This is a genomic window from Microbacterium hydrothermale, assembly GCF_004854025.1.
Taxonomy (GTDB): domain Bacteria; phylum Actinomycetota; class Actinomycetes; order Actinomycetales; family Microbacteriaceae; genus Microbacterium; species Microbacterium hydrothermale.
The window spans coordinates 79,610-106,167 of sequence record NZ_STGM01000005.1 but is presented as its reverse complement, the minus strand read 5'-3'; the positions used below and the strand labels follow the sequence as shown (position 1 = coordinate 106,167).

At 71.4% G+C, this 26,558-nt stretch carries 21 protein-coding genes; 11 read left to right on the top strand and 10 right to left on the bottom strand.

Annotated elements, in window-relative coordinates; genetic code table 11:
• Positions 1 to 2 precede the first annotated feature (2 nt).
• The 3 genes from FB047_RS11315 to FB047_RS11305 form a co-directional block, all read right to left on the bottom strand.
• A complete protein-coding gene (locus tag FB047_RS11315; protein WP_205822934.1) occupies positions 3 to 1,415 on the bottom strand; it encodes a PIG-L family deacetylase in 1,413 nt (470 codons plus the stop codon).
• Positions 1,409 to 2,458, bottom strand: coding sequence for an acyl-CoA dehydrogenase (locus FB047_RS11310; RefSeq protein ID WP_240752768.1), 1,050 nt, complete (start codon positions 2,456 to 2,458; stop codon positions 1,409 to 1,411). The genes FB047_RS11315 and FB047_RS11310 overlap by 7 nt, the downstream gene beginning before the upstream one ends.
• 361 nt (positions 2,459 to 2,819) lie before the next feature.
• Complete coding sequence (locus tag FB047_RS11305; RefSeq protein ID WP_136587307.1) at positions 2,820 to 3,989, bottom strand: alpha/beta fold hydrolase; 1,170 nt, start codon at positions 3,987 to 3,989, stop codon at positions 2,820 to 2,822.
• 160 nt (positions 3,990 to 4,149) lie between these two features.
• On the opposite strand from FB047_RS11305, the gene FB047_RS11300 reads away from it, so the two are divergent.
• Complete coding sequence (locus FB047_RS11300) at positions 4,150 to 5,703, top strand: molybdopterin-dependent oxidoreductase (protein WP_136587306.1); 1,554 nt, start codon at positions 4,150 to 4,152, stop codon at positions 5,701 to 5,703.
• A gap of 337 nt (positions 5,704 to 6,040) precedes the next feature.
• Here the strand turns inward: FB047_RS11300 and rocD are convergent, their stop codons facing one another.
• Together rocD and ddaH are read right to left on the bottom strand one after the other, a co-directional pair.
• Positions 6,041 to 7,258 carry an ornithine--oxo-acid transaminase gene (rocD, locus tag FB047_RS11295; RefSeq protein WP_136587305.1) on the bottom strand — a complete coding sequence of 406 codons (1,218 nt, stop codon included), beginning with the start codon at positions 7,256 to 7,258 and terminating at the stop codon, positions 6,041 to 6,043.
• Positions 7,255 to 8,139, bottom strand: coding sequence for a dimethylargininase (gene ddaH / locus FB047_RS11290; RefSeq protein WP_136587304.1), 885 nt, complete (start codon positions 8,137 to 8,139; stop codon positions 7,255 to 7,257). The genes rocD and ddaH overlap by 4 nt, the downstream gene beginning before the upstream one ends.
• Positions 8,140 to 8,503: 364 nt before the next feature.
• Here ddaH and FB047_RS11285 point away from each other — a divergent pair, with 364 nt between their 5' ends.
• The 9 genes from FB047_RS11285 to mtnB all read left to right on the top strand — a co-directional run bounded on the left by FB047_RS11285 (position 8,504) and on the right by mtnB (position 18,927).
• Positions 8,504 to 9,499, top strand: a complete 996-nt coding sequence (locus FB047_RS11285; RefSeq protein WP_167494221.1) for a LacI family DNA-binding transcriptional regulator — start codon at positions 8,504 to 8,506, stop codon at positions 9,497 to 9,499.
• A 97-nt stretch (positions 9,500 to 9,596) separates the two neighbouring features.
• Positions 9,597 to 10,919, top strand: a complete 1,323-nt coding sequence (locus FB047_RS11280; protein WP_136587302.1) for an ABC transporter substrate-binding protein — start codon at positions 9,597 to 9,599, stop codon at positions 10,917 to 10,919.
• Between the two features lie 63 nt (positions 10,920 to 10,982).
• Entirely contained in the window at positions 10,983 to 11,858 is an 876-nt protein-coding gene (locus FB047_RS11275) for a carbohydrate ABC transporter permease (RefSeq protein WP_136587301.1), read from the top strand.
• A gap of 82 nt (positions 11,859 to 11,940) precedes the next feature.
• Entirely contained in the window at positions 11,941 to 12,753 is an 813-nt protein-coding gene (locus FB047_RS11270) for a carbohydrate ABC transporter permease (RefSeq protein ID WP_167494220.1), read from the top strand.
• A gap of 29 nt (positions 12,754 to 12,782) precedes the next feature.
• On the top strand, positions 12,783 to 15,245 hold the full coding sequence (locus FB047_RS11265; RefSeq protein WP_136587299.1) for a carbohydrate binding domain-containing protein: 2,463 nt from the start codon (positions 12,783 to 12,785) through the stop codon (positions 15,243 to 15,245).
• A gap of 53 nt (positions 15,246 to 15,298) precedes the next feature.
• The gene (locus FB047_RS11260) at positions 15,299 to 16,234 is read left to right on the top strand and encodes a glycoside hydrolase family 43 protein (protein WP_136587298.1); all 936 of its coding nucleotides are present in this window, start codon (positions 15,299 to 15,301) and stop codon (positions 16,232 to 16,234) included.
• 193 nt (positions 16,235 to 16,427) lie between these two features.
• The gene (locus FB047_RS11255) at positions 16,428 to 17,600 is read left to right on the top strand and encodes a translation initiation factor eIF-2B alpha/beta/delta subunit family protein (RefSeq protein ID WP_136587297.1); all 1,173 of its coding nucleotides are present in this window, start codon (positions 16,428 to 16,430) and stop codon (positions 17,598 to 17,600) included.
• Positions 17,597 to 18,298, top strand: coding sequence for an acireductone synthase (gene mtnC / locus FB047_RS11250; RefSeq protein WP_136587296.1), 702 nt, complete (start codon positions 17,597 to 17,599; stop codon positions 18,296 to 18,298). The genes FB047_RS11255 and mtnC overlap by 4 nt, the downstream gene beginning before the upstream one ends.
• A complete protein-coding gene (gene mtnB, locus FB047_RS11245) occupies positions 18,295 to 18,927 on the top strand; it encodes a methylthioribulose 1-phosphate dehydratase (RefSeq protein WP_136587295.1) in 633 nt (210 codons plus the stop codon). The genes mtnC and mtnB overlap by 4 nt, the downstream gene beginning before the upstream one ends.
• Before the next feature lie 209 nt (positions 18,928 to 19,136).
• On the opposite strand, the gene mtnK is transcribed toward mtnB, so the two are convergent.
• Genes mtnK through FB047_RS11225 form a run of 4 tightly spaced genes read right to left on the bottom strand, consistent with a single transcriptional unit; the run spans position 19,137 to position 24,032 of the window.
• Positions 19,137 to 20,333: an S-methyl-5-thioribose kinase gene (gene mtnK / locus FB047_RS11240; protein ID WP_136587294.1), complete on the bottom strand. Its 1,197-nt coding sequence runs from the start codon at positions 20,331 to 20,333 to the stop codon at positions 19,137 to 19,139.
• Entirely contained in the window at positions 20,330 to 21,382 is a 1,053-nt protein-coding gene (locus FB047_RS11235; protein WP_240752767.1) for an ABC transporter permease, read from the bottom strand. The genes mtnK and FB047_RS11235 overlap by 4 nt, the downstream gene beginning before the upstream one ends.
• The gene (locus FB047_RS11230; RefSeq protein ID WP_136587293.1) at positions 21,379 to 22,941 is read right to left on the bottom strand and encodes a sugar ABC transporter ATP-binding protein; all 1,563 of its coding nucleotides are present in this window, start codon (positions 22,939 to 22,941) and stop codon (positions 21,379 to 21,381) included. The genes FB047_RS11235 and FB047_RS11230 overlap by 4 nt, the downstream gene beginning before the upstream one ends.
• Positions 22,938 to 24,032 (bottom strand): substrate-binding domain-containing protein, encoded by a 1,095-nt coding sequence (locus FB047_RS11225; RefSeq protein WP_136587292.1) that lies wholly within the window; start codon positions 24,030 to 24,032, stop codon positions 22,938 to 22,940. Before FB047_RS11225 ends, FB047_RS11230 begins: the two co-directional genes overlap by 4 nt.
• Before the next feature lie 216 nt (positions 24,033 to 24,248).
• Between FB047_RS11225 and FB047_RS11220 the strand changes: the two genes are divergently transcribed.
• Positions 24,249 to 24,830, top strand: a complete 582-nt coding sequence (locus tag FB047_RS11220; protein WP_136587291.1) for a 1,2-dihydroxy-3-keto-5-methylthiopentene dioxygenase — start codon at positions 24,249 to 24,251, stop codon at positions 24,828 to 24,830.
• A gap of 183 nt (positions 24,831 to 25,013) precedes the next feature.
• Here FB047_RS11220 and arfA read toward each other — a convergent pair whose 3' ends face one another.
• Positions 25,014 to 26,528 (bottom strand): arabinosylfuranosidase ArfA, encoded by a 1,515-nt coding sequence (gene arfA, locus FB047_RS11215; protein ID WP_136587290.1) that lies wholly within the window; start codon positions 26,526 to 26,528, stop codon positions 25,014 to 25,016.
• Positions 26,529 to 26,558: the final 30 nt, after the last annotated feature.

Genomic DNA, 26,558 nt, shown 5'->3' with positions numbered 1-26,558 from the left:
CCTCACGGGACGAGCCCCGCTTCGCCCGCGACGGACCGGGCCCCCGCGCGCCCGAACACCTCGAGGAGGAAGTCCTCCTCCTCATGCCGCACGAGGCGGGTCAGACCGGGCGTCGCGGCGATCACCGCGTGCACCTCGTCGCCGCTGCGCGGGTATTCGGCGACCGGATGCCGCCAGTGGCAGGCGACGAGATGCCCATCGGCGGTCAGGGCGGACACGGCCGCCGTCAGGCCCAGATCGAGGTCGTCGCCCGCCCAGTAGTAGGCCACTTCCGACAGCACGACGAGGTCGAACTCCCCCTCCGGCCACTCGGCGGGCAGGGTCGCTCGACGCAGTTCGACGGTCCGGTGCGCGGAGAGACGCGACCGGGCGCGCTCGAGAGCAGCGGGGGCGAGGTCGACGGCGAGCACCCGCTCCGCGCGTTCGACGAGGGCCTCGGTCAGGGCTCCGGTCGCGCACCCGGCCTCGAACAGCGTGCGATAGCGCCGACGAGGGAGCGCGGCCAGGACAACCGCCCTCTTGCGCTCCTCGTACCACCGCGAGTCGAACCCCCAGGGATCGTCGTGTCGCGCGTACATGTCGTCGAAGTAGTCCTGGCCGATGGTTCTCGCCCCGCCGCGGATCTCGGCTCGGTCCGCCGCCGACGCGGCGGCCTCGGCCGCCGGGGCGAAGAACACCTCGACATCCCGGTCGAAGTGCGCCCGCATCCGCTCGTGCAGCAGGGCTTCGTCGCCCGGGGCGGCCGACAGCGGATGCAGCTGAGTGACGTGCGCCTGGATCGCCCGGGCCTTGGCATCCCGCGCCCCTACATCGAGAACGACGCGCTCGGCTCGCTCCCACGGCACGTCGGCGGGGCCGCCCCAGTGCCAGAGCCAGATCGGGAAGGCGCGCGATCTGACGCCACGGGCCCCGCACACGGCCTCGACGACCTCGCCCACCACCCGGTGATCGCGATGCCCGTCGCCGCGCCACGGCGACACCACCAGAATGCGCTCGCCCGGGGCCTCCTCGAGAGCGCGGTCGAGAGCGCGATCGAGCGCCGCCGCGACGGCATCCACGTGCGCGTCGGTGTCGCCGTCGGGCAGTCCGAGGAACATCGGCTCGCGCTCGGCCCCGACGATCGCCGCCGCCGCGCGCAGCTCCCGACGCCGCAGGAGCGCGAGGGTCGCGGGGCTGTGCGTGGGCGAGTCGGGATGGGAGCCCTCGCCGTCGGTGATGACGAGCAGATCGATCCGGATGCCACGGGCCGCCGCCATGGCGATCAGGCCCGCCGCCCCGAGGGTCTCGTCGTCGGGGTGGGCGGCGACGACGACGAGGCGATCGACGTCGAGCTCCATCGCGGGCAGATCGTCTCGCAGCACCCCGGCCCACGCGCCCTCGTCGGTGCCCGGGTCGCGGTGGTCGAAGCTCACCACGCCCCGGCTCCCGCCACGATGTCGGCGCCGATGCGGGCGAGGTCGCGCTCGGCGTGGTGCTGCCGCACGTACACCTGCAGATCGGCGACCCGCTGCGCGTGCGACCGGTCGACCGTCAGGGGTGCAGGACCCAGGGCATGGGCGGCCCCGGCGAGGGTCGCCTCGACGGCGTCCGCAACCACCGCGCGGGCACGGTGCGCGCGCAGTCCCTCGGATGCCGACGACCCGGCGTCGAAGACGCGTGCGGTGTCGAAGAGCACGGCGCGGGCCGCCCAGAGCACGACATCGACACGGCCGAGGTGCACGCGTGCGAGCTGGTCTGCCCGCGCGTGCGCGGCGGCGGCGGCGAGCGCCTCGCGCACCGGAATCGCCCCTCCCCACCAACAGGCCGCCACCCCGACGGCGCCGTGGGCGAAGCCGGGGCGCTCCAGGTACCAGCCGGGCTCGCCGATCGGGACGACGACGGCGCCCTCGACGTCGATCGGCGCGCTCACGACCCGGTCGAGACCCCGGGCGTGCCACGGGCCCGACCGCGCCGACACCGCGGGGTCGCGCAGGTCGAGCGCGAACAGCTGCCGCCGGTCGTCGGCGACCCAGGCGGTCACGAGCGCGCGGTCGAGATCGGCGGCGAGGGAGCACCAGGGCTTCGTCCCGTGCAGCGTCCACGTGCCGCCGTCTCGGCGCGCCTCGAGTCGCGCGCCGGGGGCCTCGGCCGCGAAGACGCCCCACGAGCCGCTCGTGTCGAGAGCGGGCCTCACCCCCGCATCGGCCGCCTCAGCGAGGATGGCGAGCGCGTCGAGGTGAGGTTCCAGCATGCGGGCCGCGGCGACGTCGCGGGCGGCGACCCCGGCGAGTAGTTCCCAGTTCGCCGCGAGCGAGGCCGGCCGGGTGACGCCGCGCACCCAGGCGAGCGTGGCGGCGAGGTCGGAGCCGAGCGCGTCGCATGCGGCATCCGCCCGATCCAGGGTCGCTCGGACGCCGTCGAGGTCCGCCGCACCGGGAGGACAGAGCAGGGGGAAGTGGGGATGGTCGCCGTCGGTCACGGGCTCACCCTCGGCGCGCGAAACGCAGCGGGATAGATCCTTGACACCGCCGCTCGACCCCGCACCACCGGGCGGGCCCTCGCACCTCGCCCGGTCGTGTCGCCGCGGCCGTCGTGCGGAGACGCCCGCGATCGGGCCGGCGAGCGACCCGGGATTCCGGCGTGTCGGCCGCCCCCTCCGCAGGACGGTCGGCCGGCCCCTCCGCAGGACGGTCGGCCGGCCGGGGTCCGCGGGACGGTCGACCGCCGGGGTCCCACAGGACGATCGGCCGGCCGGGGTCCGCAGGACGGTCGGCCGCCCGGAAGCCCGCGGGATTCCCCCGGCGACACCGATACGGCGGATGCCGGACCCTCCGGCCGGGTCAGCGGCGACGCAGGACCCGGCGCCGCAGCAGGGCGTCGAGGCGGGCGATGTGCACCAGGAGCCGGGGGAATGACGCCGACAGCCCCGTGCGGCGCAGGCGCTCCAGGGCCGGTTCGTCGCCGGGGAGGCGGTCCTGCTCGCCGCGGACGAGACGACGCGTCGCGTTCAGCAGCGCCATCGGGTGGGTGTCGAGGGCGCTGTGTCCGTTGTGCAGGCGCACGAGGACGGCATCCGGAGCCGCGGCGACGACGCGCTCGGCTATCGCGGGCGGGGTGCGCAGGTCGCGGTCGCCCGAGAGCACGACGAGCGGCCACTCGAACGCGCGCACGGCGGCGAGCAGGTCGTACGGCTCGCCCGCGAAGGAGGGGTACCGCGCGGCGAGGGGCAGGTACGTGCGCACCGGGTCGAGCGGATGACCGTCGAGGATGCCGCCGTAGCCGAGCTCGCGGAACGCGATCGTCCCCACGAGGTCGAACTCGTAGATGCGCGGGATGTCGGCGATCTCGGCGTCGCGCGTCGCGTACGCGGTGAGCGCGCGCCACGCGAGACCGGGCTCGTGACGCACGAGCGGGTGGACGAGGTCGGTCCCGCCGAGCTCGTACGCGGCCCGCACGACGTCGAGCACGATGCGCTCCGACACCCCCGCCGCCACGAGACGCCGGACTCCGCGGGCCATGTCGTCGTCGGCATCCCAGAACAACCGCCGCACCGTCGCGCGCTCGAGGTCGACGTCATGGGCCGACTGCAGGGCGGAATCGAGCAGCATGGCCGCCACGCGCCCCGGATGCCGCACCCCGAACGCCATCGCGAGATAGCTGCCGTACGACGAGCCGACGATCACCGCACGCTCGATGCCCTCCGCGTCCAGCACCGCGGCCACATCGTCGAGCACGGCGGTGATGTGCATCGCCGCGGGCGGGAGGAGGCGTCCGTCGAGGTCGCGGCGCGACCGGCCGACCCCGCGGTGCTCGATCATCACGAGGTCGAGGCCGCCGTCCGACGCCCGTCGGCGCAGCCCGCGGTACGGCAGCACCGACGCCAGTCCCGGGCCTCCCGGGATCACGACCACCGGCGTCGCCCCGCGCGGCCCCGAACGCACGTACGTCAGGTCGAAGGCGGGCGCCCCCTCCGCGGCCGGGCGCCGCACCTGTCGCAGGCTCTCGCGCATGGGGTGAACGCTACCGCGGGGGTGCGGGGGCGCGGGCGGGCGGCATCCTGATTCGTGCGCGCCCCCTCGGCGGCTCTCAGGCGGGATCGACGGATGCCGACTTTCTGTGAGTTCCGCCCGCGTCGGCACCGGGGTCTCGCACGCTCCCTATGCTCCGAGGGTGGCCCCCGCTTCCTCCCGCCTGCGTGATCTGCCCGCCGTCGTCGCGGGGGTCGCCGCGACCGTGCTCGGGGCGGGGCTCGGCGAGCTGGCCGCGGCGATCGCGGCTCCGTCGGCGAGCCCGTTCGCGGTGATCGGGGGCGCGATGATCGACCTCGCCCCGGCCTGGGCGAAAGACCTCGCCATCGACCTCTTCGGGACGGGCGACAAGGCCGCCCTTCTCGTCGGCATCGCGGTGCTGCTGCTGATCGTCGCGGGAGCGGCCGGGGCGCTCGAGAACCGTCGTCCGCCGTGGGGGCGCGTCGTGCTCGCGGGTCTGGGCGTTCTCGGCGCCGTCGTGTCGATGACGCGCGCCGACGCGGGACTGCTCTCTCCCGTTCCCTCGCTCATCGCGGGCGCGGGGGCGGCCGTCGCGGGCGCCCTGCTGATCGCCCGCCTGCGGCGACCGCGCCGAGGCGCCGCCCCCGACAGCGACCCCGCGACCGACGGCGTCACGCGCCGCGGCGTGCTGGCCTTGTCCGGCGTCGCGGTGATGGCCGGGGCGCTCGCCGCGTTCGGCTCGGTCGCGCTGAGCGGCGGCGCCCGCGCGATCAGCGCCGTGCGCTCCGCTCTGCGGCTGCCGCAGCCCGTCTCGACGACGACGGTCCCGGATGCCGCCGACCTCGGCATCGACGGCCTCTCTCCCGTCATCACGCCGTCGGCCGACTTCTACCGCATCGACACCGCCCTCGTGGTGCCGCAGGTCGATCCCGCGACCTGGAGCCTGCGCGTGCACGGGCTGGTCGAGCAGGAGGTCGTGCTGCGCTGGGACGACCTCGTCGCCCTCCCGCAGAAGGAGACGGTGGCCACGCTCGTGTGCGTCTCGAACGAGGTGGGCGGTTCGCTCATCGGGACGGCGCGCTGGCTCGGCGTGCCCCTGCGCGACGTCCTCGCGCGTGCGCGGCCCACGGCCGAGGCCGACATGGTGCTCTCGCGATCGATCGACGGGTTCACGGCATCCAGTCCCCTCGAGGCCCTGACCGACGAGCGCGACGCGCTGCTCGCGATCGGCATGAACGGCGAGCCGCTCCCGATCGAGCACGGCTTCCCCGTGCGCATGGTCGTGCCGGGGCTCTACGGCTACGTCTCGGCGACGAAGTGGGTCACCGAGCTCGAGGTGACGCGGTACGACCGCGCCGAGGGCTACTGGACGCCGCGCGGGTGGTCGGAGCGCGGACCGGTGAAGCTGCAGTCGCGCATCGACGTGCCCCGCGCGGGCGCGCGCGTCGAGGCGGGCACCGCCGTGATCGCCGGCGTCGCGTGGCACAACCACGTCGGCGTCGCCGGAGTCGAGGTGCAGATCGACGACGGCCCGTGGCAGGCGGCGACGCTCGCGAGCGCGATCTCGGCCGACACCTGGGTGCAGTGGAGCTTCCCGTGGGAGGCGACGAGCGGCCTGCACACCGCCCGCTGCCGCGCGATCTCGGTCGACGGCACGACTCAGACCCCCGACGAGGCGCCTCCCGCCCCCGACGGCGCCACGGGTTGGGACGAGATGACGATCTCGGTCGCCTGACGGGGATCTGGCGGCGGGTGGGGCCGGTGTCGGGGCGCGGCGCCACAGCGCAGCGCAGCGAGACTGCAGCCGCGTGACAATTCGGCAGCACCCTGCAACCGAGATGTCAGCAGGATGCCGTCTCGCCGCCCGCCGCGGCATCGCCGCCGCCGCCGCGCCGCCGCCGCGCGCCCGCCGTCTCACCGCCCACCGTCGCGCCGAGCCCGTCACCGCACCGCGAGACTGCAGCCGCCTGACAATTCGGCAGCACCCCGCAAGCGAGATATCAGCGGCATGCCGTCTCGTCGCCCGCCGCCGCGCCGCCCGCCGCCCAACGCCGCCCGTGCCCCGCCCCGCGTCAGGCCGCCAGCACGTGCTTCAGCTGTTCGACCGCCCAGTCGAGCTCGGTCGCGCGGATCGTCAGCGGGGGCGCGATGCGGATCGTCTGCCCGTGCGTGTCCTTGACGAGCACGCCGCGCGCGAGGAGCTTCTCCGCAATCTCGCGGCCCGTGCCCACGGCGGGGTCGATGTCGACGCCCGCCCACAGTCCCGCGATACGCACCTCGGTCACGCCGTGGCCGACGAGGGTGCGCAGGTTCTGCTCGAGGTGCGCGCCCAGCGCCTTCGCGCGGGTCTGGAACTCCCCGGATGCCAGCATCTCGACCACCCGCAGTCCCACGGCCGCGGCCAGCGGGTTGCCGCCGAACGTCGAGCCGTGCTCACCGGGGCGGATGACGCCGAGCACGTCCTCGTTCGCGACGACCGCGGAGACGGGGAGGATCCCGCCGCCGAGCGCTTTTCCGAGCAGGTAGAGGTCGGGAACGACGCCCTCGCGGTCGCACGCGAACGTCTCGCCCACCCGGCCGAGGCCCGACTGGATCTCGTCGGCGATGAACAGCACGTTCCGCTCGCTGCAGATCTCGCGCACCCGCCGCAGGAACCCCTCCGGCGGGACGACGACTCCGGCCTCGCCCTGGATCGGCTCGATCAGCACCGCGGCGGTGTTCTCGTCGATCGCGGCGGCGATGGCATCCGCGTCTCCGTACGGCACGTGCACGAAGCCCGGGGCGTAGGGACCGAAGTCGTCGTGCGCACTCGGGTCGTCGCTGAACCCGACGATCGTGGTGGTGCGGCCGTGGAAGTTGCCGTTGGCCACGACGATCGTCGCGGCATCCGGGGCGATGCCCTTCGTGCGGTAGCCCCAGGCGCGGGCGACCTTGATGCCCGTCTCGACGGCCTCGGCGCCGGTGTTCATCGGCAGGACCATGTCTTTTCCGCACAGCTGCGCGAGGGCGGCGGCGAACGGACCGAGGCGGTCGTTGTGGAACGCACGGCTCGTGAGGGTCATGCGCTCGAGCTGCTCGCGGGCCGCGGCGAGAATCGCCGGATGCCCGTGACCGAAGTTGAGCGCGGAGTAGGCCGACAGCAGGTCGAGGTAGCGCTTGCCCTCGACGTCGGTCACCCACACGCCCTCGGCGCGCGCGGCGACGACCGGCAGCGGGTGGTAGTTGTGCGCGAGGTGCGCCCCCTCGGCGGCGATCAGCTGGGCGCCGAGGTCGTCGACGGCGGTGCTCATCGGGTGCCCCCGCGCAGCTCCAGCGTGCAGCACTTGATCCCGCCGCCGCCGAGCAGCAGCTCGGACAGGTCGACCAGGACGGGGGTGTAGCCGCGCTCGCGCAGCTGTGCCTCGAAGCCCTTCGCGCGCGGCGAGATGATGACGTTCTTGCCGTCGCTCGCGGAGTTCAGGCCGAACACCGAGCCGTCGGCATCCGAGACCCGGATGGCATCCGGGAAGCGCTCGCGCAGGATCGACTGGCTGCGCTCGTCGAACGCGTTCGGAAGGTACGCGATGTTCGCCTTCTCGACGCCGCCGGGGCCTTCGACCGGGTCGAGCACGGCGAGCGCGGTGTCGAGGTGGTAGAACCGCGGGTCGGTCAGCGTCAGCGACACGACCTCGCGCGAGAAGACCTCGCCGACCTCGCGGTGACTGTCACCGGTGGAGCGGAACCCCGTGCCCGCGAGGATCGTGTCGCCCACGAGCAGGAAGTCGCCCTCGCCCTCGTTCACCTCGATGGGCTCCGCGACCTCGAAACCGTTCGCCGCGAACCAGTCGATGAAGGCGGGGGCCTCGGCCGCGCGCTCGCGGAAACGGAATTTGGGCCCGTACGCGACGCCGTCGATCACGAAGCCGCCGTTGGCCGTGTAGACCATGTCGGGCAGTCCCTCGAGCGGATCGATCAGGTCGATCTCGTGGCCGAGCGAGACGTAGGTGTCGTACAGCGCCTGCCACTGCTGCACAGCGAGGTTCGTGTCGGTGGGGCGCGAGGGCTCCATCCACGGGTTGATGCTGTAGCTCACCGTGAAGTGCGTGGGCCGGCACATGAGGTACCGGCGGTGCTGCTGGACGCGCTCGCCGGTCGACGACGCGGCGGTGGTGGCGGTGGGGGTAGCGGACATCTCTGCTCCTCGGAGGAAAGGTGCGGCGGACGCTGTCCTGGGGCTCGGTGGCCCTTCGACCCGGTGACGCCGTTCGAGGCGCCGTGGCGGGGAAAGGTCGGTCCGAGCACGCCGTGCCCATTCTCGCACGGGCGCGCGGACGGGAGAGAGTACGGCGCCGGCGGATCGGGTGTTTCGGCTCGACGCCGCCGCGGCACACCCCGAGCGATGTGCGACAGGTCAGCGGCATGCAGGCGAACCGGACGGAAGGCGCGCAGGAAGCCGGGGGAAGGACGCCGGCGCTGTGCGGCCGCAATGGCCATTGGTACGCTCCAAACATGCGCAGACGAACGGGCGAGGACGGTGGTCGAACGTGCGGCGCCGAGTGACCCTGGAGCACGTCGCCGCCGAGGCCGGGGTGTCCAAGAGCAGCGTCTCGAACGTCATCCGCAATCACCCACACGTGCGCGAGGAGGTGCGCCAGAAGGTCGCGGCCGCAATCGACAAGCTCGGGTATCGTCCGCAGGCGATCGGCCAGAACCTCGTGTCCGGACGCACGGGCCTGGTGGCGTTGGCCATCCCCAACTTCGCCCAGCCGTACTTCGCGGAGATCGCTCGTTCGGCCGTGGCTGCGGCAGACGAACTCGGCATGCGACTCCTCGTACAGCAGACCGACAACCTCCTGGACAAGGAGCGTGAGGCGGCCGACGCATGGAATCTCGGCGCCGCCGACGGCTTGATCTTCAGCCCGTCGGTCATCGGCGACGACGAGATCGAGAGTCGGCGAGCGGGAATGCCGCTCGTGCTTCTCGGCGAGCGTTCCCACCTCATGACGGTGGACCGCGTCGGAATCGAGTCCATTGCGATCGCCGAGATCGCCACGCGGCATCTGATCGACCGGGGTCGCACGCGGATCGCGATGATCGGCGAGAAGACCTCCGGTGACCAGTTCGTCGTCTCGGAGCGCGAAGAGGGCTTTCATCGAGCGCTCGCCGCAGCGGGGCTCGCAGAAGCGAGCCCTGTGGGGGCCGTTGATGATTGGACGAGGGAGGACGGATCGGCCGCCGTCGATGCCCTCGTCGCCTCAGGGGATACGTTCGATGCGCTCTTCTGCGCGAACGACCTCTTGGCGCTCGGCGCGATGTCCGCCCTGCGCCGGCACGGGTTGCGCGTTCCAGAGGACGTGGCCGTGATCGGCGTCGACGACATCGAGGATTCGCGCTTCTCGACGCCCGCCCTCTCCACCGTCTTCATCGACAAGGACTGGATGGCCCGACAGGCAATTCGCCTGATCGCAAAGCAGATCCAGAACGCGGACGCACCGCCCGAACAGCTCAGTGTGCCCTACCGCCTGATCCCCCGCGCGTCGACGTCGCTCTGACGGCGCTTGACACGCGGTGACGCAGGCATCAAAATCATCTTCGTTCCAGTTTGGAGCGCTCCAAACCACCGTCTCAAATCTCAATGGAGAGCACGCGATGCACCAGCACACCCGAGCCGCCCGCACCGGCACCCGCCCCTCCTCGACCTCGCGCGGCGCGTTCCGCCACGGCAAGACCGTCGTGGCGGCCGTCCTGGGCGCCACGCTCCTTCTCGCCACCGCCGGCTGCAGCACGGCATCCGCCGCCGGGGACGGAGGCAAGACCGTCCTGAAGGTCTACGGATGGAAGGGCGGCGACGCAGAGCCGGCGAACATCAGCGAGATCAACGACGCCTTCGAGAAGGCCAACCCCGACATCGACCTGCAGTTCGAGTTCGTCCCCGCCAACGACAAGTACACGCAGCGCGTGCAGCCGGAACTCCTGGCCGGCAACGCCGCGGACGTCATCATGACCGACTCCGCCAAGGTCCAGGACTGGGGCTCCTCCGGGTACCTCGAAGACCTGTCCGCGAGCGACTGGACGTCGAACGTCCGATCCGAGGTGACGCCCTTCATCCAGAACGCCGGCACCACCTACGCCCTCCCGATGGAGGTCATCGGCATCTCGCTGTACGCCAACAACGATCTGCTGAAGAAGGCCGGCGTCGACAGCGTGCCCACCACGTGGCCGGAGTTCGAGGCGGCCCTGCAGAAGGCGAAGGATGCCGGCATCACACCGCTGTCGCTCCCGAACAAGGGCGGCTGGACGGGGTCCTCGGCGCTGAATGCGATCGCCGCCTCGCTGGTCTACAAGCATAACCCCGACTTCGACCAGCAGTTCCTCGACGGCAAGGCATCCTTCAGCTCGTGGAAGACCTCCGCGCAGCAGCTGATGGATCTGCAGTCCAAGGGCTTCGTCAGCTTCGCCGATGAGCTCGGCGTGGACGAATGGACGACGGGCATCTCCGACTTCGAGGCGGGAAAGAGCGCGTTCTACGTGCAGGGCGCCTGGAACCAGTCCGCGTTCGAGAAGGCCGGTCTGAACGACTCGTTCATCCCGTGGCCCGCGGAGACGTCGGGCGCCTCCAACGCGAACCTCTTCGTGGGCACGATGTGGAGCGTCAACGCCGCTTCCAAGGTCAAGGATGCCGCGGAGAAGTACGTGGACTTCTGGGCCGACAGCGCGAACGCCTCCCCGTTCCTCGAGGCGGAGAACGCCGTGTCGCCCTTCTCCAACGGCACGAGCCCGTCCAGCCCGGCGACCAAAGCCTTCGTGGATGCCGTCGACGCGGGCGACTACCGCATCCTGCCGTCCAACACCTGGTTCAGCGCCGCCGGCGAGAAGGTGATGCAGCAGGAGGTCCAGGCTCTGTGGCTCGGTCAGCAGGACATCGACCAGACGCTGCAGAACCTCGACAAGAAGCTCGCGCCCACCGGCTGACGAACCTCGATGGGACCGGGCGGCAGCGCTCGCCCGGTCCCATCGATCCCCACGGAGACGACGATGATCCACCGCAAACCCCTGACCGCTGCCCTCTTCCTGGCGCCCGCCCTCGCGATCTACCTCCTGATCGTCGCGTACCCGCTCTTCCAGGGGATCTCCCTGAGCCTCACCGACAGCAAGGTCGGAAACGCGGGTCACTTCGTCGGCGCCGCCAACTACGCAAAACTCGCCACCGACGGCGACGTCGTCCGGGCGCTGGGGATCACCATCGTCTACGCCGCGGTCGTCGTGGTGCTTCAGAACGGCATCGGGCTCCTGCTCGCGCGCGCCCTGTACAACCGTCCGCGCGTGCGCCGATCGGGGAATGCCCTCGTCCTCGTCCCGACGCTCATGTCGGCGGTCATGGCGGCCTTCATCTGGAACTCGCTGCTCTCGCCCGACGGGTCGATCAACAGCCTCCTTCGCGCCGCCGGCCTGGACGCGCTGACCCGGGTTTGGCTGGGCGATCCGGCGACGGCCCTCTGGGCGATCGCGCTGGTGAACATCTGGATGTTCGCCGGGTATTCGGCATCCATCTTCCTCGCCGGGTACATGAACCTGCCCGCCGATCTGCTCGACGCGGCGCGAGTCGACGGAGCTTCCGGATGGCAGCGCTTCTCCGCCGTCGAATGGCCGCTGCTCGCACCGGCGTTGACGGTGAACATCACGCTCTCGCTCATCGGCTCGCTCAAGGTCTTCGAGCTGCCCCTCGTGATGACGAACGGCGGCCCCGCGGGCTCGACCACCACCCTCACGATGCTCATCTTCTTCAAGATCTTCGGCGGCCAGGGCAGCTTCGCCTACGGCGCGACCATCGCCACCCTCCTCCTCGTCGTGGTCGTCGTCCTGGCGAGCACGACCCAGGCCCTTCTTCGCCGTCGCGAAGACCGCATCTGACCCGGATCGGCACGAACACATGACTGTTTCCCACGCCCCCCGCGGTGTCGCTTCGACTCCCCGTCGCGGAGCTCGACGCCCCGTGTCCGCCCTCATCGGCGACGTGCTCCTCGCGATTACGGTCCTGCTGATCGTCGCCCCGTTCGTCTACACCGTGATCGCCTCGCTGCGACCGGCGGCGGACATCACGGCGGATCCGCTGGGACTTCCCACCCGGATCACGCTCGACAACTTCGCCAACGCCTTCGCGAAGATGAACTACGCCCAGGGCGTCTTGAGCTCGACCGTGGTGCTGCTGGGCTCGCTGCTGCTCACGATCCTGCTCGGCGCCCTCGCTGCCTATCCCCTGGCGCGCATCACCCGACGGTGGACGACGTGGACCTACCGCCTCTTCATCGCCGGATCCACGGTGCCGATCTTTGTCCTGATCGCCCCGCTGTACCTGCTCCTGCGCGACCTGGGTCTCCTCAACAGCTACCAGGGGCTGATCCTGACGTACGCGGCGATCAACCTGCCGGTGGCGATCTTCTTCTACACCTCGTTCTTCCGGCAGATCCCCCTCGAGCTCGAGGAGGCCGCCGCGCTGGACGGCGCCGGTGCGGTCCGGACGTTCTTCGTCGTCCTCTTCCCGCTCCTGCGGCCCATCACCGCCACCCTCGCGACCTTCCTCACCATCACCGTCTGGAACGACCTCGTCGTCCCCCTCGTGTTCGTCCAGAACCCCGCACTGAAGACAGTGATGGTGAACGCCTACTCGCTGGTCGGCAGCTACTCGCTCGACCCCTCGCTGTTGTTCCCGGCCGCGCTCCTCGGTGTCACGCCCCTGCTCGTCGTCTTCGTCATCCTGCAGCGCCAAGTCGTCGCGGGGCTGACCATGGGCGCCGTGAAGTCCTGACCTCCTCCGAAACGAAAGGCATGAAGACAATGACGTCATCCATCGCGCTCCGGCCTCGAACAGTCGCTCTGGCGATACTCGGCGCCCTGACCCTCGCCGTCGCTCCCGTGATCGCCGCACCGGCCTCGGCCGCTTCCACGGCGTATTACGTCGACTGCTCGGCCCCGAGCAACGGGACGGGCACCTCCGCATCCCCGTTCAACGCCCTCTCCGCCGTCAACGCCCTCACCCTCGGCCCCGGAGACAGCGTGCTGTTCAAGTCGGGAACGACGTGCACGGGTCAGCTCTCCCCCGCCGGCTCGGGCAGCTCGGCATCCCCGATTCGGATGAGCGCCTACGGCACCGGCGCGAAGCCGATCATCGATGCCGCCGGCGCGGTGGGTCCGGTCATCCACCTCGTGAACCAGCAGCAGTGGGAGATCTCGAATCTCGAGCTGCGCAACGCGGCGACGACTCCCGCCTACCGCTCCGGCATCCTCGCCGAGAACTCCTCCGGGGGCGTGCTCACCCACCTCAAGATCACCGGGATGACGATCCGCAACATCAGCGGGTACTCCGGCGGCTGGTACGCGACCAACGCCGGGGTCGGTGTGCAGACGAACCACACCACCACCGTCTCGACCTGGGACGACATCACCATCTCGAACAACACGTTCGACCACGTCGACCGCATCCCCGTGGCGGTGACTCCCGACCGCGACGGTCAGGGCACCGGCCTGAGCACGAACGTCCGCATCCAGTCGAACACGATGCGCTACTCCGGCGGCGACGACATCCTCGTCGTGAAGGGCCAGGGCGCGCTGATCGACGGCAATGACACCGCGTACGGCGGCTCCAAGTCGCTGAACGCGTGCCCGCCGAGCGGTCAGTACTGCAACGGGGCATCCGCCTCCATCTGGATGTCCGGCAGCAACGACACCGTCGTGCAGAACAACTCCGCGGTCTGCTTCGTCAACGAGGCGGACGGTCAGGGCTACGACGTGGACTGGGGCAACCACAACACGACGTTCCAGTACAACTACTCGCGCAACAACCGCGGCGGGTTCATCCTCGTCATGCCGCCGATCAACGTTCCCGACGAGCCGACGTCCAGCACCCCGAGCGACGGCACGATCATCCGTTACAACGTCAGCGAGGACGACACGAACACCGGACCCTGCCCGCTGCAGCCCGCGTCACAGGGGCCGAAGGACGTCATCCACTTCGCCGGCGGCATCCCGAACCGTGCGAACTCCGCCACCGCGCAGCCGGACATCTACAACAACACGATCTTCATCCCGTCCGGACGCTCGACCTACGTCACCGGGAGTCGCAGCGGCGTCAGCGCCAGCGGCTCATACAAGTTCCGCAACAACCTCGTCGTCAACTTCGGCACCGGCGGGTACGTGCAGACCACGGGCTCGGTGTACGCCAACAACCTCCTGTACGGCAACCCGCACTCCACCGCCCCGACGACCGGGACGATCACTCTGGATCCGCAAGTCGTGGGGCCGCTCCCCACGGCGTCGCAGACGTCCGCGGGCGCCTCGTCGTTCCGCATCCGTCCGTCGTCTCCCGCGCTGGCTCGCGGGGTGGCGATCGCGGGCAGCGGCGGCCGTGACTTCGCCGGCGCGACGATCGGAACCGTCCCCTCCATCGGCGCCTACGAGCAGCCCGTCGACAACCTCGTCACCAACCCCGGCTTCGACACCGGCAACCTGACCGGGTGGACGACCAGCGGGAGCGGCACCGCCGCGACGGCGAGTACGTCGGATTTCGTCAACGGAACCGCGTCGGTGAAGACCGGCGCCGCCAATAGCGGCGTGCAGCAGACGATCTCGGGGCTCGCGCCGTCGACGACCTATCTGTTGACCGCGTCGACGAAGGTCGCCACGGTGGGAGAGCAGATCGCCCTCGGGGCGAAGGACTTCGGCGGGACCGAGACCTTCGCCCGTTCGACAGCGACCACGTGGGCTCCAACCACGGTCGTCTTCACGACCGGAGCATCCGCGACATCCGCGACGATCTACTGCTACAAGAACAGCGGATCCGGCACGGGATCGTGCGATGCGTTCAGCCTGCAGCCGCTGACCACGCCCGCGAACCCGATCGCCAACCCGGGCTTCGAACAGGGGTCGCTCGGCTCGTGGTCGGCGTCGGGATCGGGGACCGCCGCGACCGTCACGACGGCGGCCGCCGCGACCGGCTCGTACGGGCTGCAGACCGGAGCCGCGAACTCGGGGGCGCAGCAGGTCATCACGGGCCTGGCGCCGGGAACGTCGTATGTCCTCACAGGCTCGCTCCGCGCGGCCGCGAATGAGGAGATCGCGCTGGGAGTGAAGGGGTCGGGAGCAGCTGAGACGTTCCAGCGTGTCGGCGGCGCCCTCTACGGGCCGGCGACAGTGACGTTCACGACGGGCACCAACGTCACGAGCGCGACCGTCTACTGCTACAAGAACAGCGGCTCCTCCACGGGTGCGTGCGACGACATCCGCCTGACCCGACTGGGTTGATCCCTCGGGAGGGGGCCGACGGCCCCCTCCCCCCTGACGAAAGCACGACATTCATGCCGCACCTCTCCGAGCTCCGCATCCGGGATCCGTTCATCCTCCGATTCGAGGGGAAGCTCCTCCTGTTCGGCACCACGGACGACGACCCGTGGGGCGGAGAAGGCCGAGGATTCGACCGGTACGAGAGCATCGACGGCGAGGACTGGGCCGGCCCCTTCCCCGCCTTCCGCCCGCCGACGGACTTCTGGGGGCGGACGCAGTTCTGGGCACCGGAGGTGCACCTCTATCGCGACCGCTGGTGGATGTTCGCCACCTTCGCCGACGGCTCCGGCGGGCGCGGCACCCAGGTGCTCGCCGCGGCACGCCCGGATGACGCGTTCGAGCCGTGGTCCATCGGCCCGGTCACCCCGGACGGGTGGATGTGCTTGGACGGCACTCTCCACATCGACGAAGCCGGCGACCCCTGGCTCGTGTTCTGCCACGAATGGCTGCAGGCGGGCGACGGCCGGATCTACGCCCAGCGCCTCTCGACGGATCTCACCCGGAGCGAAGGAGATCCGCAACTCCTCTTCGCCGCATCGGACGCGCCGTGGGCGCGCCCCTTCCGCAACACTGACACGGGATACGAGACGAGCGCCTACATCACCGACGGTCCCTACCTGTTCCGGGACGCGGACGGGCTCGCGATGGTGTGGTCCAGCGGTGGCGACGGCGGCTACTCGGTGGGCCTGGCCCGCAGCGCCTCGGGGCACGTCCTCGGCCCGTGGTGTCATCAAGACCGTCCGATCGTCGACTCGGACGGCGGCCACGCCATGGTCTTCGAGGCAGACGGCGGACTCGCTCTCGCCTTCCACCAGCCCAACGATGTCCCGCGCGAACGGCTGCGCGTGACCGCTCTCGTTGAAGACCACGACGGCTACCGACTCGGTGACGCGGAACCATCTGCGGCCGAGGTCGCCGAACCCGCGACCGCTTCGCGCGCTCTGCCCTGATCGGCGGGGGCGCAGCGCACCCTCGGCGATCGTCGCCGGGTCAGCGGCATCCGCCCGGAACGGGCTGAGGGTGCGCAGATCGCCGACGCAGCGCGACGCGGCCCGCGTCGCCGGCACACCCCACCGCTGCGGCGCGCGTCGCGCGGCGTCATCGGCACGGCGCGTGTCGGCGGGCCGTGGGAGGATTACGGCGATGTCTGCCACCCTCGAGAACTCCGTCGTCCTCGACGAAGCCGCCGGTGTCGTCCGCATCCTCGACCGGCGCGTGTTCCCCGCCCGGATCGAATGGGTGGATGCCACCACCCCCGACGAGGTCGCCACGGCCATCCGCGACATGGTCACCCAGAGCTCGGGCCCCCTCTACGCGGCCACAGCCGGGATGGCGCTCGCCGCCCTCCAGGTCCGCGGTCTGCCCCTCGGAGAGGCGCGGACCGCCCTCGGCCGCGCGGGTCGCGCCCTCGCGACCGCTCGCCCCACGAACGCGCACCCGCGCGACGCCGTCGCCCGCATCCTCGCCGCCGGTCGCGACGCCGACGACACCGCGGCGCTCGTGGACGCGACCCTCGAGACCGCGGCCGCCGTCGACCGCGACTACCGCGAGGCGAGCCTGCGCCTGGGCCGCGCGACGCTGTCGCTGCTGCCCGAGTCGCCGCGCATCCTCACCCACTGCTGGGCCGACGCGTATCTGTTCGGTCTGGTGGCCGCCGCCCGCGAGGCCGGCCGCGAGATCGAGTGGATCGCCACCGAGACGCGACCGTACCTGCAGGGCGCCCGCCTCACCGCGCACTCGCTGCGGGAGCTCGATCAGAGGGTCACGCTCATCACCGACGGGATGGCCGCGGCCGCGCTCGCCTCCCCGAACGGCGTCGGTGCGGGTCCGATCGACGCCGTCGTGACGGCGGCCGACCGGGTCGCCCTCGACGGCTCCGTCGTCAACAAGGTCGGCACGCTCGCGCACGCGGCCGCGGCGGCGGCGTTCGGCATCCCGTACATCGCGATGGTCGAGGCCCCCGATCCCGGGGCGCCGACCGGCGACGACATCGTCATCGAGGATCGCGACCCGCGCGAGGTTCTCGAGGTGCTCGGGCACCGCACGGCGAGCCCCCTCGTGACCGAGGCCTGGTACCCCGCCTTCGACGTCACCCCGCCCCGCCTGGTGACCCGCATCGCCACGAGCCGGGGCACGTTCGCCCCCGACCGGGTGGGCGAGCACTTCACCGCCGACCCCGACGCCCCGGTCGCGGCGGCGGTCACCGTCGTGCGACGCCGGTCCCCCGAGCGGCCGGCTCCCGTGGCCGCCACCCTCCAACCCGACACGATCGCCTTCCGCCCCGTGTCCCCCACCCCCGACGAGGATCCTTCATGACCCGCATCTCCGCCGACGTCGTCGTGCTCGACATCGAGGGCACCACCAGCGCCGCCGGTTTCATCCTCGGCGACCTCTACGACTACGCCCGCCCGCGCCTCGACGAGGTGCTCGGCCGCGAAGACGACACCGTGCGCGGCGCCCGCGCGGACGCGATCGCCGAGACGGGTCTGGATGCCGACGCCACCGACGCCGAGGTCGCCGACGCGCTGCGCGACCTCATGGCGTCCGACGTGAAATCGACGCCGCTGAAGACCCTGCAGGGCATCATCTGGGCCGAGGGCTTCGCCGCGGGGGAGATCCACTCGCAGTTCTTCGACGACGTCCCGCCGCGCCTGCGTGCCTGGCACGAGGACGGCATCCGCCTCGCCGTGTACTCCTCGGGGTCGATCGCGTCGCAGGTGCCGTGGTTCCGGCACGCGCCGCAGGGCGATCTGACGGTGCTCGTCGAGGACTTCTTCGACACCGTCAGCGCGGGTCCGAAGAAGGAGTCCGGCTCGTACGACCGCATCGCGGCGGCGCTCGGCGTCACCCCCGAGCGCGCGCTGTTCCTCACCGACCACCCCGACGAGGTCGCCGCGGCGCTGTCGGCGGGCTGGCAGGTCGTCGCGCTCGACCGCGCCGGGGAGCCGTGGGCCGGGTCCGACTTCGCGACGGATGCCGTGGCATCCTTCGACCGGATCGAGATCGCGCGATGAAGCTCCCCCTCGCCGCCCGCGTGCAGGAGGCCGGCGCCGCCCTCGCCGCCGAGGCCCGGCGCTTCTCGGGCTACGGCTGGATGCGCGGCACCTCCGGCAACCTCTCGATCGTCGTCGACCGCGACCCCCTGGTGCTGACGGTCACCGCGTCGGGCCTCGACAAGTCCGAGCTCACCGACCGCGACGTCGTGCTGATCGACGCCGACGGCGAGGCACTCGACGCCGACGACCCGCGTCCCCCCTCCGCCGAGGCGGGACTCCACGCGCACATCGCCGCGCGGACCGGCGCGGGCGCGGTGTTCCACGTGCACGCGTTCGACGCGGTCGTCGCCGGGCACCGGTGGCCGGGCGGTGTGGAGATCCGCGACATGGAGATGCTGAAGGGCATCGGCCACCGCGCCCACGACGAGACGGTGACGATCCCCGTGATCGCCAACGATCAGGACATGCGCGTCGAGGCCGCCCGCTTCGACGAGGTCTACGTCCCGGCGACGGCGGAGGTGCCCGAGGTGCCCGCGCTCATCGTCGCGAACCACGGCATGTACGCGTGGGGCGCCGACGTCGCCGCGGCCCGCCGCCACCTCGAGATCGCCGAGTGGCTGCTGCGCTTCACCGTCGCGACGCGCTGACATCGCGGCATCCGGCGCGGGGCGGGGCGACGAGCCGCGGCGCCCCGACGTGGGGCGCGACAAACGCTGTTCCTGCGCAGAAACGCGGCCTCCTCGCGTTCATCGGCACGAACAGCGTTCATCGGTGACTCCCCCGGCCGGCCCGACGCCGACCTCCTCGCGCGCGGAACACCCCGGCGCGCACCCGCGCCCCACGGCCCGGCCCGGCCTCAGCCGAACAGCTCCCCCGTCCGCGCCGTGAGCACGCGCGGGTCGGCGTCGTCGAGACGCGCGGTGCCCAGCGTGCGCGCGGCGCGCAGCACCAGGCGAGCGGCCTCGGCCTGCTCCGCCTCGGGCAGGGTCAGGGTGTCGGCGACCTTCGAATACCCGACGATGCGACGCACCGCCTTGGCCGCTCCGTAGGCCGCGGCATCCGAGCGCACCTGCGCCAGCGTCCGCTCGAGCACCTCGTCGCCGTACACGCGCGGATCGACCCGGTCGGGCCAGCGGCGCCGGAACTCCACCTCGAACGCATCCACCAGCTCGATCGGCAGAGCCAGCAGCGTTTCGGCGTCGGCCGGACGACCGAGCACCTGCGCGCGCGCCGCGGCGATCAGGAGGTTCGCCCACACGGCGCCGAGGTCGAACCCGGTCGGGCCGTAGGTTCCGAACTCCGAGTCGAACGCGCGCACCGATTCGCCCACCGCGCGCACGAAGACCGACCCGGTGTGCAGATCGCCGTGCATGAGGCTCTGCGTGCTCTCCTGGAACCGCTGCTTGGCCAGGCCCATCTCGCGCACGAAGACCTCGTCGGCGCGCAGCTCGCGCACGTCGCCGGCGTTGGCCTCGAGCCACCCGTTGTGCTCGTGATCGACGTACGGCTCGGTGAAGACGAGGTCCTCGGTGATCTCGCTCAGCTCGGGATTGGTCGCGGCGGCGATGGCGCGGCGGCGCTCGGGGCCCGGAGTGCCGAACACGCTGGTGGCGAAGCCCACCGCCCCCACGTACTGGCCCAGCTGGGCGGCCGCGTAGGGGTGCAGGCGTCCGGCGATGAGTTCCCCGCGCCACACGGCGTGATCGCTGAGATCCTCGATCGACAGGGCGAGGTTCTCGGCGTCGAAGCCGTGGAACGCCGGCACGTGCGCCGGGTCGATCCGCTCGTGCACGCCCAGTACCACGGCCTCGCGCGCCGCCCGCTCGCGGGTGAGGGGCCAGGAGGGGTCGACGCGCACGTGCGGCAGCGACTGCTTCACGACCACGCCGTGGCCGGCGGCATCCTTCACGACGAAGACGAGATTGAGGTTGCCGTCGCCGACCTCGTCGACAGAGACGATGGATGCCGGGTCCACCGGCCCCGACAGGTGCGGGCGCTCCGCGAGGTAGGCGGGAACCGACTCGACGGTCAGCTGTTCGGTGAGGAGGGTCATGATGCGGTGGTGCTCCCGGCGACGATGGTGGTCTTGCGACGGCGGAACGTGAAGCTGAACAGCAGAGCCACCAGCAGCACGACGCCCTTGCCGAAGTCCTGGATGTAATACGGCAGTCCCTGCATCGAGAAGCCGGTGACCATGACCGCGATCAGGACGGCACCCAGCGCCGTCCCCCACGCGTTGGGCCGGCCGATGCCGAGCACCGAGACACCCACGAGCGAGACGGCCACGGCGTCGAGCAGCAGGCTGTTGCCGGCCGAGACGTCGCCCTGGCCGATGCGCGCCGCCAGCACGAGACCGGCGATGGATGCCAGGATGCCGCAGCCGATGTAGGCGGCGGCGCGGTACGCCCGCACGCGGATGCCGGCGAGACGGGCGGCCTCGGGATTGGATCCGACAGCGGCGAGCGCGCGGCCCCAGCGCGTGCGGTCGAGCACGAACCACAGCAGCACGGTCAGTCCGAGGAACAGCAGCACGGGAACCGACACGGGGCCGATCGACCCGCGGTCGAACCACACGAAGTCGGGGGTGAAGCGCCCGGGAGCGGTCGTGCCGTCGTCGAGGGTCATCTGCGACGAGATCGACTTGCCGTCCACGATGATCAGCTTGAGTCCGACGACGGTGAACATCGTGGCGAGGGTCGCGAGCAGGTCGGGGATGCGCGCGAAGACGATGAGGGCCGCGTTGACGGCGCCGATCAACGCCCCCGAGATCAAGACGACGCCGACGGCGATCCCGCCCACCTGGTTGCCGATGACCATGGTCCACGCGGCGATCGAGACGGCGAAACCGGCGTTGGCGCCGACGGAGAGATCGAGACCTCCCACGGTCATGGCCAGGGTCACCCCGAGGCCGGCGATGCCGATCGGGGCGATGTACTTGAGCATCCCGAAGACGTTGTCGACCGTCGCGAACGCGGGCTCGGTCAGCGCGAAGAACACGATGAGCAGCACCGTGACGGCGACGAAGCCCCATTTCGCGACGGCGTCGACGGCGCGGGAGCCGAGGCCCGCCCGCGCGGGCGCGGCGGTGGACACGCTGGTCATGCGATTTCCTTCCGGTGGCCGGGGTCGTCGAGGAGCGCGGCGACGATCCGCGCCCGGTCGAGCACGCCGGCGGGAGTGTCGAGCGCGATGCGGCCCGAGACGAGGACGATGATGCGATCGGCCACGTCGAGCACCTCGTCGACGTCGCTCGAGAGCACCACGACCGCCGCTCCCGACACGGCGCGCGCGCGGGCGGCGTCGCCGATGCGGCGGCGGGCGCCGATGTCGACGCCGCGGAACGGCTCGTCGAGCACCGCGAGACGCGGGTCGGTGCGCAGCCAACGGCCGACGATCACCTTCTGCTGGTTGCCGCCGGACAGATCGTCGACGTGCGCGTCGGCGGAGGGCGCCACGACGCCGTAGGCGTCGATCACCTCCTCGGCGGCGAGGTGCTCGCGCCGGGTCGCCATGACCCCCGCGCGCGAGAGAGCGTTCAGCACCGGCAGACCGACGGTGCGCGCGATCGACCACCCGGGCTGGATGCCCTGCCGCTGGCGGTCCTCGGGCACGAGCACGACTCCCGCGGAGATCGCGGCGGCGGGAGAGGCCGGGCGATACGGTTCGCCGTCGAGCGAGAGGTGCGCGTCTGCGGCCGGGCGCACCCCGGCGACGATCTCGGCCAGCTCGGTCTTGCCCGCCCCCAGCAGACCCAGGATGCCGGTCACCTGACCCCCGGCGACCCTCAGGGTCAGGGGCTCGGCGCCGGGCAGCAGCACGGCCCCCTCGACGGCGAGCACGTCACGACCGGCCGGGAGGGGTTCGGTGACGTGCTGCTGCAGCTCGGTGGGCACGCCCAGCATGGCCTCGAGCGCGGCGTGCCAGTCGAAGGGCCGGTGCGCGTCGAGCTCGAGGCTCCCGTCGCGCAGCACGACGATGCGGTCGGCGAGGCGTTCGATCTCGCCGAAGCGGTGGCTGACGAAGAGGATCGACAGCCCCTCATCGCGCAGCGTGCGCAGCACCGCGAAAAGGCGATCGGCCTCGGCGGCGGTGAGCGCCGAGGTGGGCTCGTCGAGGATGAGCAGGCGCGGGGTCGAGCGCAGGGCGCGGGCGAGGACGAGCAGTTGTGCGTCGGAGGTGCCGAGGCGATCGGCGTCGGCCCGCAGCACCTCGTCGCTCCACGACAGGCCGAGCCGCCCGAGGGCGGAGCGGGCGATGCGCTCGGCCTCGGGCCGGCGGACGAGTCGGTGGCCGCCGGTCGCGAGGTCGGTGAGCGCGAGGTTGTCGGCGACGCTCAACCCGGGCACGATGCCGTCGGCGATGCGCTGGTGCACCGTCTCGATGCCGGCGCGGCGGGCGCGGGCGGGCGATCCGAGGCGCGCGGGGGCGCCCCCCACGGCGATCTCCCCGCTGTACGCCGCGTTGGCCCCCGAGACGGCGCCGATCAGCGTCGACTTCCCCGCGCCGTTCGTCCCCAGCAGTGCCGTGATCGTCCCGGGCTGAAGGGACAGCGAGATGTCGCGCAGCACCTGGTGGCTGCCGAAGCGTACGCCGACGCCGCTCAGGCGGACGACGGGGGTGTCGTCGGCCGGAGCGGCGTCGGTGTGCCGGGGTGAGGTCATCCCGAGATCGCGGGGAGCCAGTCGGCCACCACGGTGTCGCTCAGCAGCAGCGAGGGCTCGGCCTCACGCAGCTGGGCGACGTTGGTGATGCCCTTTTCGAGCAGGAAGTCCCGGGTGATCGTGATCGCGGGGAACTGCACGCTCGTCTCGTCGAGCTGTCCGGCGAGCTTCAGCGCCAGTGCGCGCACGACACCGGCGCCCACTGCGGACGGGTCGGTCGCGCTCGTGGCCACCCAGGGGCTGCCGTCGGCGGTCATGACCTCGATGTCGGCGTTCGAGATGTCGATGCCGTAGACCTTCACCTTGTCCTGCAGGTTGTTCTGCTGCACGGCCTGCACGACGCCCTTGGTGATCTCGTCGTAGGGGGCGAAGATCGCCTGGATCCCGGGGTTCGCCTTGAGCGCGGCGTCGATGAGCGGGATGTTGTCGGTCGCGGTCGACTCGGTCACCTTGCCGGTGAAGAAGAGCTGGTCGAGACCGTGCTCGGCGACGACCTCGTCCCACACCTTCTTGCGACGCTCGAGCGGCGCGAAGCCGTCGGTGCTCGCCAGGCCCACCTTGGCGCCGTCGCCCACGTCGGCGACGAGCTGGTCGAGCACGCCCTGCGCCATCGACGCGTCGGACTGCGAGGTCACGATGACGCCGGTGGGGTCGTTGAGCGCGAGGTCGTACACGATGACCGGGATGCCGGCATCCACCGCGTCGTGCACGTGCGACTCGATCGTGTCGGTCTGACCGTGGTCGACGATGATCGCGGCGGGCTTGGACGCGATCGCCTGTTCGAGGTCGGATGCCTGCTTGGCGTTGTCGTTACGGGCGTCGTACACCGTGAGGTCGATGTTGATCGCGGCGGCCTGCGCCTTCGCGCCGGCCGTCCACGCGGTGAAGAAGTCACCGGCGCCGGACTGCTGCACGAGAGCGACCTTCACGGGCGCACCGTCGAACGGCGCGGGCAGGTTGTCGACCTTCTGCACGGGAGCCGCCGAGGCCGCGGGAGCGGCGGTGTTCTGCTGCGCGCAGCCGGAGAGGGCGAGGGCGGCGATGCCGGCGGTCGCCAGGAGCGTCGCCCAGCGGTGGGATCGAACGGACACGGTGGTCCCCTTCGTCGAGGAGTCGGGTGCGAGGGCCCGTCCGGATGCTGCGCCGGTCGGCCGTCGAGCAGTCAAGCAGCAGCCACGCAGCGCCGGTTAGTCGAGGTTGCACTTTGTTACATCCCAGGCGTTGATACGGGCTCTGGAGTGGGCACTCGGTCGCCGAGGGCGAGAGAATCTGTTCATTCCGCTCATATCGCGTCGAGAGGAGGAGCCGTGACGCTCCTGACCGTCTGGAAAGAGACCGACCCGAGCACGCCCGTGCTCGAGACCACCGACGAGGCCGAGATCCGCGCGGCGCTGGCCGAACTCGGCGCGCGCTTCTCGCGCTGGGAGATCCGCGACGTGCCCTCCGGCGCCTCGCAGGACGACGTCCTCGCGCTGTACGCCGCCGAGATCGGCGAGGTGAAGGAGCGCGAGGGGTACACGCTCGTCGACGTGGTCGCCCTCGACCCCGCGCAGGAGAACTACGACGAGGTGAAGACCCCCTCGCGGCAGAAGTTCCTCTCGGAGCACCAGCACGACGACGACGAGGACCGCTACTTCGCCAAGGGCGCCGGCGTGTTCTACCTGCACGCGAACGAGAAGGTCCACGCGGTGTACTGCGAGGCGGGCGACCTCATCTCGGTGCCGGCTAACACGACCCACTGGTTCGACATGGGCACCGCGCCGCACTACGTCAGCGTGCGCTTCTTCCACGACGACGACGGCTGGGTGGGCCACTTCACCGGCAGCCCGATCGCCGAGTCGTTCGCGACGTTCGACCAGCTCGCCGAGCGTCGCGCGCAGCTCGCCTGACGCCTGACGCCCGCGTCACCTGGTTTCGGGGCGCGATTCGCCGTTCGGGGCGTGATTCTTCCGCCCCCGACCGAGGATCGCGCCCCGAACCGTGAGCCTCGGCCGGATCTCGCAGAAACGCGGCGTCCACGCACGCGGCACGGCCCACGGCGCTGCAGGCTCTGCGCCGTGCTGCCCGCGAGGTCAGCCGAGACGCCGCAGCGACAGCGCCGCCCACGCGACGGGCGGAAGCGTGACGTGCAGGATGCCATCGACAACGCGCGTCTCGAGCGTCCGGGGCTGCACGCGCTCGGGGTCCTCGAGCGTGTTGCGCGCGTAGGGGTCGTCGTCGTGCAGCACGTGCGCCTCGACGACCTCGACGTCTTCGAGTCCGGCGACGTCGATCTGCAGCTCGATCTCGTCCGTCCGGCCGCGGTGGACGAGGAAGATCGCGCTCGCCCCGGTCTCGGCGTCGTGGGTCGCGACGGCGTCCACCGCCGGGACCGCGCCGAACTTCGCCGTCTCGATCAGCGGTGACTCGACCTGCAGGCGCACGGCGTCTCCCTGCGCGAGGCGCGAGGTGATCGCGAAGGGGAAGAACGTCGTCTGGCGCCAGGACGGTCCGCCGGGCTCGGTCATGATCGGCGCGATGACGTTGACGAGCTGGGCGAGCGAGGCGGATGCCACGCGGTCGGCGTGCGTGAGCAGCGAGATCAGGAGGCTGCCGAAGACGACGGCATCCAGAGCCGAGTACACGTCCTCGAGCAGGCGCGGGGCGACGGGCCAATCGTCGATGGCGGTGGGCTTCACCGAGGCGACACGGTCGATGTACCAGACGTTCCACTCGTCGAAGGAGATGTCGATCTTCTTCGCGCTGCCGCGCACCGCGCCCACGTGGTCGGCGGTCGCGACGACGGCCTCGATGAAGCGGTCCATGTCGACGGACGAGGCGAGGAACGAGTCGATGTCGCCGTCGTGCTCCTGGTAGTACGCGTGGCACGAGATCATGTCGACGTCGTCGTACGTGTGCTCGAGCACGACGCGCTCCCACTCGCCGAACGTCGGCATCTGCGCCCCCGACGACCCGCACACCACGAGCTCGATCGAGGGGTCGAGCTGGCGCATGCCCTTCGCGGTCTGCGAGGCGATCTTGCCGTAGTCGTCGGCCGAGCGGTGGCCGAGCTGCCACGGTCCGTCCATCTCGTTGCCGAGGCACCACACCTGCACGCCGAAGGGCTCGGCGCGGCCGTTGTCGATGCGCTGCTGCGAAAGGGTGGTTCCCCCGGGGACGTTGCTGTACTCGAGCAGGTCGAGCGCCTCGAGCACGCCCCGGGTGCCGAGGTTGACGGCGAGCATCAGGTCGCTGCCGGCCTTGTCGAGCCAGTCCGAGAACTCGTGCAGGCCGACCTCGTTCGTCTCGGTCGAGTGCCACGCGAGGTCGAGGCGGCGCGGGCGCTGCTCGCGCGGCCCCACGCTGTCCTCCCACCGGAATCCCGAGACGAAGTTGCCGCCGGGGTAGCGGATCGTCGAGACGCCGAGCTCGCGCACGAGCTCCAGCACGTCGCGACGGAAGCCCTGGTCGTCGGCCTCGGGGTGTCCGGGTTCGTAGATGCCGTCGTAGACGTGGCGGCCGAGGTGCTCGACGAAGCCGCCGAACAGGCGGCGACGCACGGCCCCGATCGGGAAGCGGGGGTCGACGGTGAGTCGGGCAACGGTCATCGGTGCTCCTAGCGTTCGACCCCCGACGCT

Coding starts and splice junctions, on each gene's coding strand:
- ddaH (WP_136587304.1), bottom strand. CDS start 8,139: ATGTCCGCTACCCCCACCGCCACCACCGCCGCGTCGTCGACCGGCGAG.
- rocD (WP_136587305.1), bottom strand. CDS start 7,258: ATGAGCACCGCCGTCGACGACCTCGGCGCCCAGCTGATCGCCGCCGAG.
- mtnC (WP_136587296.1), top strand. CDS start 17,597: ATGACCCGCATCTCCGCCGACGTCGTCGTGCTCGACATCGAGGGCACC.
- FB047_RS11265 (WP_136587299.1), top strand. CDS start 12,783: ATGACGTCATCCATCGCGCTCCGGCCTCGAACAGTCGCTCTGGCGATA.
- FB047_RS11255 (WP_136587297.1), top strand. CDS start 16,428: ATGTCTGCCACCCTCGAGAACTCCGTCGTCCTCGACGAAGCCGCCGGT.
- mtnK (WP_136587294.1), bottom strand. CDS start 20,333: ATGACCCTCCTCACCGAACAGCTGACCGTCGAGTCGGTTCCCGCCTAC.
- FB047_RS11235 (WP_240752767.1), bottom strand. CDS start 21,382: ATGACCAGCGTGTCCACCGCCGCGCCCGCGCGGGCGGGCCTCGGCTCC.
- FB047_RS11275 (WP_136587301.1), top strand. CDS start 10,983: ATGATCCACCGCAAACCCCTGACCGCTGCCCTCTTCCTGGCGCCCGCC.
- FB047_RS11305 (WP_136587307.1), bottom strand. CDS start 3,989: ATGCGCGAGAGCCTGCGACAGGTGCGGCGCCCGGCCGCGGAGGGGGCG.
- arfA (WP_136587290.1), bottom strand. CDS start 26,528: ATGACCGTTGCCCGACTCACCGTCGACCCCCGCTTCCCGATCGGGGCC.
- FB047_RS11260 (WP_136587298.1), top strand. CDS start 15,299: ATGCCGCACCTCTCCGAGCTCCGCATCCGGGATCCGTTCATCCTCCGA.
- mtnB (WP_136587295.1), top strand. CDS start 18,295: ATGAAGCTCCCCCTCGCCGCCCGCGTGCAGGAGGCCGGCGCCGCCCTC.
- FB047_RS11230 (WP_136587293.1), bottom strand. CDS start 22,941: ATGACCTCACCCCGGCACACCGACGCCGCTCCGGCCGACGACACCCCC.
- FB047_RS11280 (WP_136587302.1), top strand. CDS start 9,597: ATGCACCAGCACACCCGAGCCGCCCGCACCGGCACCCGCCCCTCCTCG.